The sequence below is a fragment of the Granulicatella sp. HMSC31F03 genome (assembly GCF_001807725.1).
GTDB classification, from domain to species: domain Bacteria; phylum Bacillota; class Bacilli; order Lactobacillales; family Aerococcaceae; genus Granulicatella; species Granulicatella adiacens.
Genome location: NZ_KV790847.1, coordinates 15,736 through 31,674, shown reverse-complemented (window position 1 = coordinate 31,674; position 15,939 = coordinate 15,736). Strand labels below are relative to the sequence as shown.

Here is a 15,939-nt window from a genome sequence, read left to right as displayed (position 1 = left end):
TTTTATTCAAAAAATGGTGCATCTGGAGTAATGCGAATCAGTTGAATCGATTTCGCCTTCCCTGTTTTATCATCAATATCAATCAAACAAGCGCTTAATTGGCCTTCATCGTCTTCTGCCACTTCAAATCGTGCTGGCAATTGATTAAGGAATTTCGTAATAATAATATCGCGGTCCATTCCGAGAATTCCGTTATACGGACCTGTCATCCCCACATCACAAAGAAAGGCTGTTCCTTGTGGAAGGACGCGTGCATCGTTTGTAGGTACATGCGTATGTGTTCCAACGACGGCAGACACTTTTCCGTCCAAGTACCAAGACAAGGCTTGTTTCTCACTGGTTACTTCGGCGTGGAAGTCGATAAAGATAATCGGTGTTCTCTTTCTAGCTTCTTCAACCGTCTCTGTAATTTTGGTAAAAGGATCGTCCAATGTATTCATAAAGACACGGCCTTGCAAGTTGATGACGGCCACTTCTTTGTCGTTACATTTTACATAAACGATTCCTTTTCCTGGAACTCCTGCTGGATAGTTCAGCGGTCGTACCATTTTTGTGGCATCTTCAATGAAATCAAAAATTGCTTTGTTATCAAAGGCGTGATTCCCAAGCGTTACTACATCTGCTCCAGCCTGCAATAACTCTTTATAAATCTTCTCCGTAATTCCTTTTCCATGGGCAGCATTTTCCCCATTAATCACGGTGATTTGCGGTTTATATTTTTTCTTTAATTTTGGGACGTATTGTGCGACCATCTCTCTTCCAAGAGATCCGACAACATCTCCAACAAATAGTAATTTCATAAGAGTGCCTCTTTCTAAATCAATGTAGCTCTATTTTACCATAAAATAAGGCTAGAAAATACCTAGATACAACCATGAACTAGGTAGCTTAAATTAACAACTATGTTATTTTTACATCACTTGTAATAACACCATATAAATAACCGTTGGGACAAAGATACTCAGCAAAGTATTCTCCTTCCACCATTGCAATAAGACGACAATCGCGATAGCAATGAGTTCTGGAATTCCAAATGGTGCGCTTATAAACGAAATATCCTTTAAACAATAGACAACTAGAATCGTAATAATCGCTTGTGGTAAGACCGCCGAAATAAACTGCATGCGGGAGGATAAATTCGTTTGATTGCGGAGTACTAAAAACGGAAATAATCGAATCGCAAAGGTCACGACTCCACTAGTAATAAGAGCAAGAATAATATACGTACTACTCATTTTCTTCCTCCTTCATTTGTAGTTTCTCACGTTCGAAGATTGCAATTAAACCGATCATCGTTGTAGCTAAGGCGCACACAAGGAAATATTGTTTTCCAACAAGAATTAACCAGAAAATAGCACTAATTCCCCCAATGATGAACGGGAAATAACGGTCCGCCTTTTTCAATTGGTTTACAAGAATGACCACAAATAGTGCCGTCATTGAAAAATCGATTCCCTTTGTTGAAAATGGAAGGAATTCGCCGATGACAACTCCAATGACTGTACCAAAGACCCAATAGAAATGGTTCAACAGTCCAACATAGACCATCACTTGTTCATTATCTTCACTCTTCGTTTGTTTCATCCCTACTAAGAGAGAAAAGGTTTCATCTGATAGGGCGAAGATTAAATAAAATGCTTTCCAGCCCAACTTTTTAAATTCTTCAATAAAGCCAACGCCATAAAACAACATTCTGGCATTAATAAATAAAGTCATTAAAGCAATCATCCAAAAACTCATCCCTGCGCTCATAAATGAGACAAGAGCAAATTGCATGGATCCTGCATACACAAATATACTTGAAAAAATAGAAGCCCAAGCTGGAAATCCTTCTTGTGACATCAAGAGTGCAAATGCAATTCCTAAAAAGATATACCCGAAACAGATGGGTAAACTAATCTTAAATGCTTGTTTCAATTCGTTCATACATTCTCCTAAAAACAAAAAAAGATTGAAAGTCCACTACTTGTGGGCTTTCAATCTTCATTTTAACCTATTTTTATAAAGATTTAAATGTATTCACTACGTTTTCTACAGTGAATCCTAATGTTTCCATGACTTTATTTCCGTTACCTGATAACCCGAAGCGGTCGATCGTCACAGTAGCTCCGTCAAGGCCAACATATTGTCCCCATCCGAAACTTGCGCCCATTTCAACGGCAACACGTTTTCGAACATCGCTAGGTAATACTGATTCGCGGTATTCTTTTGGTTGTTCTTCGAATAAGTTCATGGATGGCATTGAAACAACAGAGACATCAATTCCTTCTTCTGCAAGCACTTTTTGCGCTTCAATGGCAAGATCCACTTCAGAACCTGTCGCAATCAAGATACCTTCTGGTGTATCGCATTTTTGAGGACTTACTACATAAGCCCCACGTTTCACACCTTCATATGCTAATTCCTGTGAATGTTCAAGAACTGGTAAGTTTTGACGTGAGAATACGAGTACTGATGGACGGTCTTTTGTTTCTACGGCCACTTTCCACGCAGCAGATACTTCGTTACCATCTGCAGGACGAATCACGTTTAAGTTTGGAGTTGCACGGAACGCTGCCAATTGTTCGATTGGTTCATGCGTTGGTCCATCTTCCCCAACTGCAATTGAGTCATGTGTATATACATAGATTGCAGGTAAATGAGAAATCGCTGCAACACGCATCGCTGCTTTTAAGTAATCTGCGAATACAAAGAATGTACCACCATAGACACGGTTACCACCATGAAGAAGCATGCCGTTCATCGCAGCTCCCATCGCAAATTCACGAACCCCAAACCAGATGTTTCTTCCTCCGTAATTTTCGTGAGAGAAGTCTGTATCTGCTTTGTTCATTGTGTTGTTTGATGAAGAAAGGTCTGCAGACCCACCCCATAAGAATGGAATATGTTTTCCTAATTCTTGAATTGCAGCTTGGCTTGTTACACGAGAAGCCATTGCTGGGCTACCAAATTCATATGAAGGTAATACTTTTTCTAGATCTACTTCGATGTTTTCTGCAAAGCTATCTTCGAATTCTTTTGCAAGTTCTGGATAAGCTTGTTTATAACCTTCGAATAAAGTTTTCCACTCATTGTAGTCATTTTCACCTGTTTGGACTAATAATTTATCAAAACGGTGTTGTACTTCTTCAGGAACTTCAAATGGGCCATATTCCCATCCGTAGTTTGCTTTTGCTTCTGCAATGCCGTCAGGTCCTAAAGGAGCTCCATGAACTTTATTTGTTCCTTGGTTTGGAGCACCGTAACCAATAACCGTTTTCACTTCAATAATCGTTGGTTTTTCTTTTTGGCATTGTGCTTCTTCAATAGCTTCTGCAATTTCATCTAAGTCGTTTCCATCTTCAACGCGAATATAGTTCCAACCTAATCCTTTGAAGCGTTTCTTCACATCTTCGGTAAACACTTTATTTAATGGTCCATCTAAACAGATGTCATTTGAATCGTATAACACGATTAATTTATTTAATTTCAATGTTCCTGCTAGAGATGCGGCTTCATACGAGATTCCTTCCATTAAGTCCCCGTCACCACATAATACATAAGTATGGTGGTCCACAACTGGGTACCCTTCACGGTTGAATTTTGCAGCTAAATGAGCTTCAGCCATAGCCATCCCAACACCGTTTGCAAACCCTTGTCCAAGCGGACCAGTAGTTGCATCTACTCCATCCGTGTCATGTACTTCTGGGTGCCCCGGTGTTTTACTTCCAAGTTGGCGGAAGTTTTTCACATCTTCAATTGATAAGTCATAGCCAGATAAATGTAATAAAGCATATAACATTGCAGATCCATGACCTGCAGATAATACAAAGCGATCGCGATCGACCCAATTAGAACGTTTTGGGTTCACCTTTAAATATTTAGACCAAAGTACATATGCCATTGGCGCTGCACCCATTGGTAGGCCAGGGTGTCCTGAATTCGCAGCTTGAATGGCATCCATACTTAGTGTACGAATCGTATTCACTGCTAGTTGATCGGTTTTATCAAACATACAATCACTCCTTAAATATAGTTTTCCTTAATAGGAACTTACTACTCTATTTTACTAAATTCAAACATTCTTTTGCAACCGTTATTCTAATCTTTAATAAAATAAAGTAACCCCTTGCAAAATTGATTCAATTTTACTAGAGATACAAATAGTAGAAAAAAAGAGGCTGAAAATCCTCAACCTCCGACTCCTTATTCTTCTCCTCGATTATGTAATCCTTTTTCTTTTTGGATTGCTTTTAGTTTATCAGGAGTCACATCATTTCCTTCTTCGTCAACAATTTTTAATCCTTCAATATGATTACGCATGCCTCCACGAAAAGCCTCCAAATACTCTTGACGTAGGAGTTGTTGTTCTTTTTCTTCTGTAGGTGTTAATTTTCCTTCTTTTTTCTTTTTAGCCAATTCATTGATACGACTAATCTTCTCTGGTGATAACATTTCTTCATTCCTTTCCTTTTATTCGTCCCTAGTGTATCACGATTTATAAAAACTTCCTAAAAATCCGATTTACATACGAACATTTGTTTGATTTTCTAGTATGGTCTATGATAAACTATTTTTAAAGAAGGAGATGTTCCGATGACAAATTTAAAAGATTCAAGACAATTAGATGTTTTACAGTTTATTTATAAAGAAGTTCAAGAACACGGTTATCCGCCAACAGTGCGTGAAATTTGTAATGCTGTTCAGCTTTCTTCGACTTCTACCGTTCATGGCCACTTGTCCAGATTGGAAAAAAATGGATTCATTCAGCGCGACCCAAGTAAACCTCGTGCAATTGAATTAACAATGGCAGGATTAAAGGCTATCGGCGCAAAGGCAACTGCTATTCCAATGCTTGGTGTAGTTACAGCTGGTGAACCAATTCTTGCTGTAGAAGAAGCAAGTGACTTCTTTCCAATTCCACCAGAATTACAAAACGAATCAGATGATCTTTTTATGTTGCGTATTAAAGGGGATAGTATGATTAATGCTGGAATCTTTGATGGTGACTCTGTTATCGTTCGTAAACAATCTACTGCAGCCAATGGGGAGATTGTCATTGCAATGACCGAAGAAGACACTGCTACTTGTAAGAGATTTTACTTGGAAAAGGACCACGTTCGCTTAGAACCTGAGAATGACACAATGGAGCCAATTATTCTTCCAAATTGTACTATCCTAGGAAAAGTAGTTAGCTTATACCGTAGTCATATTTTCTAAAACAAAAATCCGCTCTATTGAGCGGATTTTTTATTTTATTTAAGGCTTCATCGTTACTTTCCCAACTTCTGATTTTCCATCTACTGACCCTTCAGTCGCGATAGAAAATGTATCCAATTTATCCATATTCGTAAAGAGAACCATCATCGCTGTATCTTTACCAGCTTCATTTAATGCCTCTAAATCGACCGTTGATAAAACCGTATTCTCGTCCACCTTTTGACCAACAGTTACTGTTGTTTGAAACGGAGCTCCTTTTAATTCAACTGTATCGATTCCCATATGGACTAACACTTCAAGTCCTTCAGGAGTTTTAATCCCTACAGCATGTAGCGTTGGAAAGACATTTACAATTTCTCCCTTAACAGGTGAAGTAATCACTCCACTTGTTGGAAGTATCGCAAAACCGTCTCCCATCATTTTACCCGCAAAAACGGGATCATTCACTTGCGTAATTGGAACAATGTCTCCAGATGCTAGTGCATAAACTACTACTTCTTTATTGTTTTTATTCTTTTTAAAAAATCCAAACATTTTATCTTCTCCTTCTTTATTCAGGTTGAATCGCATGCAATGTATTTGAAAAAATAGAATGCTTCCTTTCCTTATCGATTTCCTTGTAATAACTATACAAAATATCAACCACCACTAAAACCGGAAACTGTGGTGAAATTGTCGTCCCTTGTTCCAAAGCATTTTTCATCGCAATAAGTACCAATTCATCGCATTCATGCGACAGTTCCTCACTCTTTTTAGAAGTGATCAGAACCGTTTTTGCTCCCTGATTCTTTGCAATATTTACTGCCTTTACCACACTTTCATTTGCCGAAACTGTGATTCCAATGACAAGACAATCTTCATCAACAAGCACACGATTCATAAGCATTGTATGCAAATCCGTGATCGCCTCACAAATCATCCCAAGTCTCATAAACCGAAATTTCATCTCTAATGCTGCTAGTCCAGAGCTCCCTTGACCATATATATATACCCTTTTTGCACTGCTGAGCAATTCACAAACTCGAATTAATTGAGCTTCATTTACAAGGGAAAAAGACTTCGACAAAAGCTCAGCATAATCTTCAAGAACGATTTTAGTCGAATTAATATGAAGCGTCGACTCTTCCTTACTTTTCTTTTCATAATCATAAATAAATTGTCGATATCCGTTATATCCGCATTTCTGGGCAAATCTTGTCAGTGACGGAATGGAAACGAATAAACGATTGGACACTTCTTGTGCCGAAAGAGACACTCCTTCTGGAATTGGTTCTAGAAAATACTGTGCAATTGTCTTTTCAATCGGTGTTAAAGTATCGTAAATAGACTCTATAATCGGAACCACTTTTTTCTCGAATGATAACACCTGCATCTCCCCTTTGCATTTGTTTCTTTTATTATAACATACGATGCATACTCTTTTTTAAAATTAAAAGCAGGCAAACTAGACACGAGGGCTAGTTTACCTGCTTTAGTTAAGATTGATTACTAGTCATCTACACCTAAAATTTCATTGATATTATTTTTATAAAGGATAGCTTTAGCTCCATAAATTGCTTGAATGCCACCTTTCACTTCAAGAACATCAACTGCACCGATTTCTTTTAACGTTGCCTTATTTACTTTTTCAACATCTTTAACAGATACGCGTAAACGTGTGATACAAGCATCTACATCTTCGATATTTTCTTGACCACCCAAAGCATCAATAATACGAACGCTATCTTGTTTTAAGCTGTCTTTCGTTTCCACGACTGGTTTTTCATCACTAGCTAAATCATCTTCAACACGTCCTGGTGTAGCGACATTGAATTGAAGAATAAACCATCTAAATACAACATAGTATAAAACGCTCCAAACAAGACCAAATGGAATTTGTAATAACCAGTTTGTCTTATCATTTCCTTGTAAAACACCGAATAATGTGAAGTCGATAACCCCACCTGAGAATGTATTACCAATAGAGATATTTAGAATATCAGCGATGAAGAAACTTACCCCATCAAGGAATGCGTGAACAACATATAATACTGGGCTTACGAATAAGAACATGAACTCAATTGGTTCTGTAATACCAGTAATAAATGAAGTTAATGCAACCCCGAAGAATAAACCAGCGTATTTTTTACGACGATCTTTTGGTACACAGTGGTACATTGCTAAGCAGGCTGCTGGAAGACCAAACATCATTGTTGAAAAACGTCCAGCGAAGAAACGAGTTCCTTCAGTAAATAGTCCTACATGGTTTGGATCCGCTAATTGAGCAAAGAAGATTTTTTGAGCCCCAACCACAGTTTGGCCAGCTACAACTTCCACTCCACCTAATTCTGTAAACCAGAACATTGGATAAATCATATGGTGTAACCCTACAGCACCACATAAACGCATTAAGAAGCCATATAAAAATGTACCAATTGGACCAGCTTGTGAGATATATCCACCAGTAGATACTAATAATTGTTGGAATGGTGGCCATACTAAGAAGAAGATTGCTCCCACAAAGATAGACGCAAATGATGTTACAATTGGAACAAAACGGCTACCACCAAAGAATCCAAGTACTTGAGGTAATTGAATATTGTTATAACGGTTATGTAACCATACAGCCACTGATCCAACTACAACAGCACCGATAACCCCAGTATCAATGGAAGCATCTTTTGCCATAAATAATCCAACAAGAGCTTTAATAGTTGCAGTCATTACCAAGTATCCTGTAACCCCAGCAAGAGCAGCAGTTCCTTTGTCACGTTTTGCTAGCCCGATACAGAGCCCGATACAGAGAAGAAGTGATAGATTTGCAAAGACAACTTCTCCAGCTTGGCTCATCACTTTAAAAATCGCTTGTAATACTTCGTTATTTAATGCAGGGTATGTCGCAACAGTTGTTGGATTGGATAAAGCTCCCCCAATCCCTAATAGCAAACCAGCTGCCGGCAAAATGGCAATTGGCAACATAAATGCCTTCCCTATTTTTTGTAAGACTTTAAACATATGGTTTTCCCCCTAAACTTAAAATGAATAATTCTTATCTTTCCTAGTGTTGATGAATAGCATCAACAAATTTTTTTGTAATGAGTTGTGGACGCGTAATCGCAGAACCTACAACTACACTATAAGCGCCCAACTCTAGCACTCTTTTCACCTTATCCGGTGTATCAATATTTCCCTCTGCAATTAAAGGATGTTTGATTTGTTTCAAAACAGTTCTTAAAATTTCAAAATCATTCGCTTCAATTTTATCTCCCTTACTTTGTTTCGTATATCCCACTAAAGTACTTCCGATAAAATCAAAACCGAGTTCATCAGCGTGAATCATTTCTTCTACTGTAGAACAATCCGCCATCAATAATTGATTAGGATATTTTTCTCTAATTTTCTTATAAAATTCGTCCAACGACTGTCCATTTGGACGAGTAGATGAAGTCGCATCCAGTGCAATAATTTCTGGTTGAACCGTCATAAGTTCATCTACTTCCTTCATCGTAGCCGTAATAAAAACATCTGAATCGTTATAATCTCGTTTAATAATTCCAATAACTGGTAAATCTACAGCTTCTTTGATTGCTTTTATATCGACTACTGAGTTGGCACGAATTCCCTTTGCTCCTCCTTCCTTTGCAGCAACTGCCATACGAGCCATAATATAATCACTATGCAATGGTTCATGCGGCAATGCTTGGCATGATACAATTAATTGACCATGTATTCTCATAAACAGCCTCCTTTTTAAAACCCTTTCATATTTATTAGTATACTAGTCAAAGAAAACATTTTCAATATACCTTGTTTTTTTAGTAAGTAGTTTCAAAAACTGTCTCCATCATTTGTTTCTTTATCCATTTTTCGAAATTACTTTCATTCCAAATCAAAGACACTACAATAAAAAAGATGCATGGAAAATTCCATACATCTTTTTCGTTTTGATTCTTCTTATGATTCATATTCATTCATAATTAATGACAGTAACTATGCCTACATTTTTATTAACTGGTGCTTGAATGCATAAATCGTTGCTTGCGTTCTGTCTTCTACTTCCAATTTGGATAAAATATTTGAAACATGAGTTTTTACCGTTTTTAAAGTAATAAATAATTCATCAGCAATTTCTTGATTTGATTTTCCTTGTGCAATTAGAAGAAGAACTTCCAATTCACGTTGAGTCAAATCATCATGAGGGAAATGTTGTTGCTTCATTTGGATTCTATTCACTAATTTATCAGTCACTTGAGGTTCAAATACGCCGTCCCCTTGATAAGTATCACGAATAGCTTTAGCAATTTGAGAGGCCGAAGAAGTTTTTAAAATATAACTTTTGGCACCCGCATTGATGGCTGGAAAGACTTTCTCATCATCAATGAAACTGGTTAAAATGATGATTTTTGCTTCTGGCCATTGACGTAGAATTTCTTTTGTCGCTTCAATCCCATCCATCTCAGGCATAACTAAATCCATTAGGATGATGTCCGGTTTATAAGATAAAGCCTTCTCTACACCTTCTCGACCATTCTTTGCTTCAGCAACAACATCGATATCATCCTGCATTGATAAATACGAAGACACGCCTAATCGCACCATTTCATGGTCATCTACTAATAAAACATTAATCATAATTTCCCTCCAAATGACGACCAAGCGGAATTTTGATTTCTATTGTTGTCCCTTGATTTGGGAAACTTACAATCTTCACTTGTCCACCGAGTCCTTGTACTCTTTCTTTCATATTATTAATTCCATAACTACCAGGATGGATGTCCTCTACATTAAATCCGATACCATCGTCTTCGATTTTAAAGATTACATTTGAGTCTTTCTGTCTTAAGTAAACCTCTAAATGTTTCGCATGAGAATGTCTTAGCGTATTCGAAAGCAATTCCTGAGCAATTCTAAAGAGATGATCTTCAACCCCTTCTGGTAGAATAACATCTTCTATATCCCAATGAATTTTCATTTGCACTTTCGTTTGTAATTCGACTAATAAACCTTCGATTCCGGATTTTAAGGATTTATTTTCTAACGAAATTGGTCGAAGGTGTAGTAATAATGCGCGCATTTCAGACTGAGCTTGAGAAAGAACATGTTCGATCATGGCTAGTTGTTTTTGTTCTTTTTCATCAAAATGTTGCTTTCTTTCATTCAACGCTGAAATCATCATCATTGCAGCAAATAATTGCTGGCTCACAGAGTCATGTAATTCTCTAGCAATACGTCTTCTTTCTTGTTCAATGACTTGTTCTTTCGTCTCTTCTCCAACATACTGCGGTTTTCTACCAATTTCTTGCAATTCTAGAGATACCGTTTCAATCTGATTCGAAATCGCCATTGACTGAGCATAGAACGCCTTTAAATCTAGAATGGTTGCTTCATTCAACCAATTAGATTCATCTTTATCTTTGACCAACTGAAATTGAGCTTTTTGAATCATTAACAGCTGCTCTGTAATTTTTCTTTCTGCCTGCCGATTTAATCCATATAAGATAATTGCAGAAACTAATGCTAAAAATAGAAGTATTAAAAGAAATAATGTGATAGTCCCTAGAGTTTCCTGAAAACTAATCTCTTCTAAGTGATCAAAATTAAACCATTTTCTAAATAGAAATATGAATACTGTACTGACAATACTATAAAGAGCTGAAAATAGAAGCCAGCTTTTGAGGATTCGTTGCTTCATGCTTCAATCACCTCAATTTTTCCAGCTACAATCGTCGTATAGATTTTAATTCGCTTACTAGCTCTTTGATAATCTTTACTGTATAGTTGAATCGACTCATTGCTTAGGGTATAAGATTGCTTTTCAAACTCTAATTCTCCAGCGAAACTATGATGGTGAATCATGACACCGACTCCATACGGAACCAAAATTCGAACTCGTCCAAACCCTTTTCGTATCACAATTACGTTTTCTTTTGCTGGAAGAATCGTATTTCCTAAATCAATAATGGTATCTCCAACTAATTGTCCAGCGTTGATATCGTTCCATTCATAAGGCTCATTTCCAATGATTTGAGATCCTATCCAATCGAATCGTTTAATTTTCTCCGAATCAATCTCTTCTTCTCTAGAATTCACGAAAATATATTCTTGTTGATCCTTTCTTTGAAAAATAGTCGTTACCACAGAAAAAGACGAGCTATCATGACTAAATAATAATATGAGTAATGCTGCTATCATACCTAACCAAATTCCGGCAGTAGATAGTAAAGGCAATATCATAAACAAACTACCAAAACATAAACCCATATTTTTCATAAATTTTACATTTTTAAAAAGAACCAAACTACTTACGATAGTAGCAACTCCAAGTGCAAAGATGATAAATAAGCCCATTCTAGTAGTAATTTCAATGGCTGAAATCATTGTTCCTAGTAACAATACAATGAGCATCTTTTTAATATTTTTCATCTTCTCACCTCCATATAGGTATTAGTATATCATCTTCTCACATACAATCCTATCACGAAATCATTTCAAGACCATCAGTCTAAAGAATGATATACAAAAAAGCTAGGAAGTCTCCTAGCTTTTTACATTATTATGAATTAAGCAGATTGAATATCAATAATTCTGATTTTCATTTCTCCACCTGGTGTTGGAATGACTACTTCTTCATTTAATTTTTTACCAATAATTCCTTTGGCAATTGGAGAATCATTTGAAATCTTACCTTCAATTGGGTTTGCTTCTGCACTACCAACAATCGTGTATGTTTCTTCATCTCCATCTGGTAATTCGATAAACGTAACTTTTCTACCTAATGATACAACATCTTTTTCAACATTGTTATCGTCAATTATTTCAGCAAAACGAATCATTTTTTCTAATGTTGAAATACGACCTTCAACAAAAGCTTGTTCATCTTTAGCTGATTCATATTCAGAGTTTTCTGATAAGTCACCGTAACTACGAGCAATTTTAATTCGCTCTACAATTTCTTTACGTTTAACGACTTTTAATTCTTCTAATTCCGCCTCAAGTTTTGCTTTTCCTTCAAGCGTCATTGGAAATACTTTTTCAGTCATACGACTCTCCCCTATATTGTTTTTTAGATTATCTCAATCTACAATGCTAAAACTTTAACATTTTATAGTGAAGATTGCAAGCCCTATTCATTATTTTTATATGATTTTAAGAAACTTTAGTGAATTTTTTGTATAGAAAAGACCTTTGAAACAAGTTCAAAGGTCCAAAAATTAAGCTAATTCTCTTAAAATAGAAGCTATTTTTGTGGTCATTAAGTCAATTGCAACTGTGTTCGATCCACCCTCAGGAATAATGATGTCTGCAAATTTTTTAGTAGGTTCAATAAATTGATGATGCATTGGTTTTACAACGGACATATACTGATGAATGATTGAATCTAGTGTTCTACCACGTTCCACCATGTCTCGTTTAATACGACGAATAATTCGAATATCATCATCTGTATCTACATATACCTTGATGTCCATCAAATCACGTAAACGTTTATCTTCAAGAATAAGAATTCCTTCAATGAGAATGACATCTTTTGGTTCTTGATGAATTGTTTTATCGCTTCTTGTGTGATTTTCGTAATCATATACGGGTTCTTCAATCGATTCAAAATTGATTAATCTATTCATATGTTCAATTAATAAATCTGTATCAAAAGCAAATGGGTGGTCATAGTTCGTTTTTAAACGTTCTTCAAACGGCATATGACTTTGGTCTTTATAATAGTAATCTTGATCAATTTTTACGATGGTTAATTCCGGGAAATTCTCCAAAATTTTTCGACTAACACTTGTTTTCCCACTTCCTGAGCCACCAGTAACTCCAATAACAATTGGCTTTCTCTTTTCCATGACCTTACTCCTTATCCACATATTTAGCTTTTAATTCTAAATGTTCTTCATACGTTTTCGCAAAATAAATTTCTTTCGTATGAATATCCGCTACAAAGTATAAATAATCCGTTTTTTCAGGTTCCAGTGCGGCAACAATAGAATCCTCACTTGGACTATTATAAGGTCCTGGCCCTACACCGTAATTTTGGTATAAGTTATATGGAGAATCCACTTCTAAATCTTTCAATGATAGTGCTTCTTTATGTTCTCCTAAAGCATATTGCACAGCAACGTCTGTTTGAAGCATCATGCCTTTTTCAAGACGGTTATAGAAGACACTAGCGATTTTCTTACGATCCTCAAGTTTAACCCCTTCTTTTTCGATTAAAGAAGCTAAAGCCATAATTTGTTGTAAAGTATAAGGACTCGCTTCAATTTGGGAGTAATATTTTGATAACACTTCATCTGTTTTGGCAACCATTTCAGTAATTAACATTTGAAGTGTTTTATTATCGTTCATATCATAAGTTGCTGGGAAAAGAAATCCTTCTAGAACATACTTCACATTATATGAATTGTATGACTGAGTTAATAATTTAGGATACTTTTGAACTAACAATTCAATAAAACCACTATCCTGAACTTTAGCCATAAAATCTTCAGCTGAGTATTTCGTTGATTTTGCAACTTCTTTAGAAATATCACTCAGTTGCTCTCCTTCTCGAATCACAACCTTCGTTGCGTTCAAGTTTTTCTCTTTTCCTTTACCCGAAAGCTCTTCAATAATTTCATCTAAAGTCATGCTTTTTGAAACTTGATAAGCTCCTGCCTTAAATCCTGCGATATTTTTAAACTTTAAATAGAACGTAAAAAATTTTGAATTACGAATAAACTCTTTTTCCTTCAAATGATTTGCAACATCTTTAACAGATTCTCCTTGGTTAATTTCAAATTCAACCAATTCTGTTTGTTCACTATCTACAGGTTTTACTTCACCATTAATGTAGTTCCAAGTAAAGATTCCTCCAATTAGAACAATTGCTAGAAGTGCAATCATGAAGTACTTCATAATCTTTTTAATAATAGACGTTTCCTTCTTTCGGATATCTCTTTTAGAATCCGTCTCGGAAATTAAGGAATGCTTTTTATGTTCATTTTGAGACATTGTTTTCCTCCTAAGATAGTCACATAAGGTAACCATAGTTGTAGTTATTATACCCTATTATTATAAAAAAATGAAGAAACTCAATTACAAAAGGGAGTTAGAACGTTCATATAACAATATTTTAAGCTATTTTGTATTCAATAAAAGGCAACAGTATCTATTCATACTGTTACCTTTTGGGGATTTATTCTACTGAATATCTTAAAATTGTTTTTTGCTTTTCTTCGCTCGTTCTGTTTTTATTTGTTAAATAGATTTCCCGATGCACATTAGACGTTCTTTTTAATTGCAATTCTGTAGCTAATTTATCCATCTTCTCAAAAGATTGAGGTTCGTCATCAAAACTTCCTAAATGTAAAATTTGAATCGCTTTTTCCTCTTCAAATTCTTTAAAGGCGATTTCTTCATATAAATCATTAGGCTTTTTTTGCTTTACGATTTCCAAAGCTTGATAAAATATTTCTTCAGTGATGAGTGTGGGTTGTTTAATCATTAAAATATAACTTAAATCATTTTTATCAAATTCAACCTTCTCTCCTTTTTGCCATAGACCTTCTAAAGGAAAAACGGTAAAATCATTAATTTCATTATTCAATGCTGCTTTTTTAAACAGCATCTTTATACCATAAGCGACTGAGTATAAAGCGGAAATTCTATTTGAGAAATCTGCTTCATTTGGATTTCCTTTTCCTTTAATCGTAATGAACTTTTGTTTTGGAACATCAACTAAAACAGCTTTGGTTTTTACACCGTATAATTCTTTCTCTTGTTTTCTCCATTCATACTTCATTTTTCTCACGCCTTTCTATTTGATACTCTTATTATACGATTGAATACTTGTCAACCTATGTCATGTTTTATATTTTTCTCCAATTGTTTGAATCAATTGCTTTATTTGTAGGCGTATTTCTTTTGGTTGAAGTACCTCGACATTTGAGCCATAGGAGAATAAGTAACTAACCATTCTTTCATCATTTGGGAGTTCAATAGTTGTCAATAAATCTCCATTCTCATCAACAGTGATCTCGGAAGTTATTTCATCATAAACGCGATATGCCACTCTTTTATCAAATTTAACCTGAAGAGAAATCATATTATTTGGTACTTTTAATTCATTCAACGAAAAATCCTCAAACGAATCCTCATATCTTTCTTTCAAAGTCTCCAAATTTTTTATTCTGGATACTTTAAATAATCTATAATTATTTCTAGACAAACAAAATGCATATAAATACCAATTAAAACTTTTAAACCATAATCGAATTGGCTTGACTATTCTTGTAGTTTCTTGTAGATGGCTAAAATAGTCGAATGAAATTAAATTTTTATTCAAAATCGCCAGCTTCAAATTTTGAAATAATGCTGTGTCATGTGTAGAATTCCATCCTTGAAAATCAACCTCAATCCAATTGATCATCTCCATATTAAATAAGGCAGACAATTTCATAAGAAGATTTTTGTCAGATAAGTCACTAGTTGTCCCTAATCCTTGTAAGGCATTCATTATTTGTTCCTTTTCTTCTTGAGATAACAAAGATTGATTCAAAATAAACTCTCTAGAAATCTCAATGCCTCCCCCTTTCCCTTGTGTGGCGTAAATAGGGATACCCGCACTACTAAGATTATCAATATCTCGGTAGATTGTTCTAATTGAGACTTCAAAATGGTCCGCTAGCTGTGATGCTGTGACTTTTCTTTTCGATAGAACATAATATAGCAGTCGAAACAATCTATTATTTTTCATACATTATCTTCACCTCTTAATAGATT

General features: G+C 35.5%; 18 protein-coding genes. 1 reads left to right on the top strand and 17 read right to left on the bottom strand.

Features of this window, described 5'->3' with window-relative positions:
• Nucleotides 1-2: 2 nt before the first annotated feature.
• The 5 genes from HMPREF3106_RS02425 to HMPREF3106_RS02405 form a co-directional block, all read right to left on the bottom strand.
• Nucleotides 3-800: a TIGR00282 family metallophosphoesterase gene (locus tag HMPREF3106_RS02425; RefSeq protein ID WP_070438804.1), complete on the bottom strand. Its 798-nt coding sequence runs from the start codon at nt 798-800 to the stop codon at nt 3-5.
• Nucleotides 801-911: 111 nt separating this feature from the next.
• Nucleotides 912-1,235 (bottom strand): branched-chain amino acid transporter permease, encoded by a 324-nt coding sequence (locus tag HMPREF3106_RS02420; RefSeq protein ID WP_070438808.1) that lies wholly within the window; start codon nt 1,233-1,235, stop codon nt 912-914.
• Nucleotides 1,228-1,926 (bottom strand): AzlC family ABC transporter permease, encoded by a 699-nt coding sequence (locus HMPREF3106_RS02415; protein WP_065427291.1) that lies wholly within the window; start codon nt 1,924-1,926, stop codon nt 1,228-1,230. Before HMPREF3106_RS02415 ends, HMPREF3106_RS02420 begins: the two co-directional genes overlap by 8 nt.
• 73 nt (nt 1,927-1,999) lie before the next feature.
• Nucleotides 2,000-3,994, bottom strand: a complete 1,995-nt coding sequence (tkt, locus tag HMPREF3106_RS02410; protein WP_070444241.1) for a transketolase — start codon at nt 3,992-3,994, stop codon at nt 2,000-2,002.
• Between the two features lie 191 nt (nt 3,995-4,185).
• The gene (locus tag HMPREF3106_RS02405; RefSeq protein WP_005605128.1) at nt 4,186-4,434 is read right to left on the bottom strand and encodes a DUF896 family protein; all 249 of its coding nucleotides are present in this window, start codon (nt 4,432-4,434) and stop codon (nt 4,186-4,188) included.
• 141 nt (nt 4,435-4,575) lie between these two features.
• Here HMPREF3106_RS02405 and lexA point away from each other — a divergent pair, with 141 nt between their 5' ends.
• The gene (lexA, locus tag HMPREF3106_RS02400) at nt 4,576-5,199 is read left to right on the top strand and encodes a transcriptional repressor LexA (RefSeq protein WP_005605127.1); all 624 of its coding nucleotides are present in this window, start codon (nt 4,576-4,578) and stop codon (nt 5,197-5,199) included.
• A gap of 39 nt (nt 5,200-5,238) precedes the next feature.
• Here the strand turns inward: lexA and HMPREF3106_RS02395 are convergent, their stop codons facing one another.
• From HMPREF3106_RS02395 to HMPREF3106_RS02340, 12 genes are all read right to left on the bottom strand, one after another.
• Nucleotides 5,239-5,733: a PTS sugar transporter subunit IIA gene (locus tag HMPREF3106_RS02395; protein ID WP_070444239.1), complete on the bottom strand. Its 495-nt coding sequence runs from the start codon at nt 5,731-5,733 to the stop codon at nt 5,239-5,241.
• A 16-nt stretch (nt 5,734-5,749) separates the two neighbouring features.
• Nucleotides 5,750-6,565, bottom strand: coding sequence for a MurR/RpiR family transcriptional regulator (locus HMPREF3106_RS02390; protein ID WP_168160686.1), 816 nt, complete (start codon nt 6,563-6,565; stop codon nt 5,750-5,752).
• 122 nt (nt 6,566-6,687) lie between these two features.
• Entirely contained in the window at nt 6,688-8,193 is a 1,506-nt protein-coding gene (locus HMPREF3106_RS02385) for a PTS transporter subunit EIIC (protein ID WP_005605121.1), read from the bottom strand.
• A gap of 43 nt (nt 8,194-8,236) precedes the next feature.
• The gene (locus HMPREF3106_RS02380; RefSeq protein ID WP_070444235.1) at nt 8,237-8,914 is read right to left on the bottom strand and encodes an N-acetylmannosamine-6-phosphate 2-epimerase; all 678 of its coding nucleotides are present in this window, start codon (nt 8,912-8,914) and stop codon (nt 8,237-8,239) included.
• 260 nt (nt 8,915-9,174) lie between these two features.
• Nucleotides 9,175-9,810: a response regulator transcription factor gene (locus HMPREF3106_RS02375; protein WP_070444233.1), complete on the bottom strand. Its 636-nt coding sequence runs from the start codon at nt 9,808-9,810 to the stop codon at nt 9,175-9,177.
• On the bottom strand, nt 9,803-10,870 hold the full coding sequence (locus HMPREF3106_RS02370) for a sensor histidine kinase (protein WP_070444231.1): 1,068 nt from the start codon (nt 10,868-10,870) through the stop codon (nt 9,803-9,805). The genes HMPREF3106_RS02375 and HMPREF3106_RS02370 overlap by 8 nt, the downstream gene beginning before the upstream one ends.
• Nucleotides 10,867-11,601: a cell wall-active antibiotics response protein LiaF gene (liaF, locus tag HMPREF3106_RS02365; RefSeq protein WP_070444229.1), complete on the bottom strand. Its 735-nt coding sequence runs from the start codon at nt 11,599-11,601 to the stop codon at nt 10,867-10,869. The genes HMPREF3106_RS02370 and liaF overlap by 4 nt, the downstream gene beginning before the upstream one ends.
• Before the next feature lie 137 nt (nt 11,602-11,738).
• On the bottom strand, nt 11,739-12,218 hold the full coding sequence (greA, locus tag HMPREF3106_RS02360) for a transcription elongation factor GreA (protein WP_049554698.1): 480 nt from the start codon (nt 12,216-12,218) through the stop codon (nt 11,739-11,741).
• Between the two features lie 171 nt (nt 12,219-12,389).
• Complete coding sequence (gene udk / locus HMPREF3106_RS02355; protein ID WP_070444227.1) at nt 12,390-13,022, bottom strand: uridine kinase; 633 nt, start codon at nt 13,020-13,022, stop codon at nt 12,390-12,392.
• Nucleotides 13,023-13,026: 4 nt separating this feature from the next.
• A complete protein-coding gene (gene mltG / locus HMPREF3106_RS02350; RefSeq protein ID WP_049554700.1) occupies nt 13,027-14,169 on the bottom strand; it encodes an endolytic transglycosylase MltG in 1,143 nt (380 codons plus the stop codon).
• A 184-nt stretch (nt 14,170-14,353) separates the two neighbouring features.
• Complete coding sequence (locus HMPREF3106_RS02345; RefSeq protein ID WP_070444225.1) at nt 14,354-14,959, bottom strand: GyrI-like domain-containing protein; 606 nt, start codon at nt 14,957-14,959, stop codon at nt 14,354-14,356.
• Between the two features lie 60 nt (nt 14,960-15,019).
• Entirely contained in the window at nt 15,020-15,913 is an 894-nt protein-coding gene (locus HMPREF3106_RS02340; protein ID WP_070444223.1) for a helix-turn-helix transcriptional regulator, read from the bottom strand.
• Nucleotides 15,914-15,939: the final 26 nt, after the last annotated feature.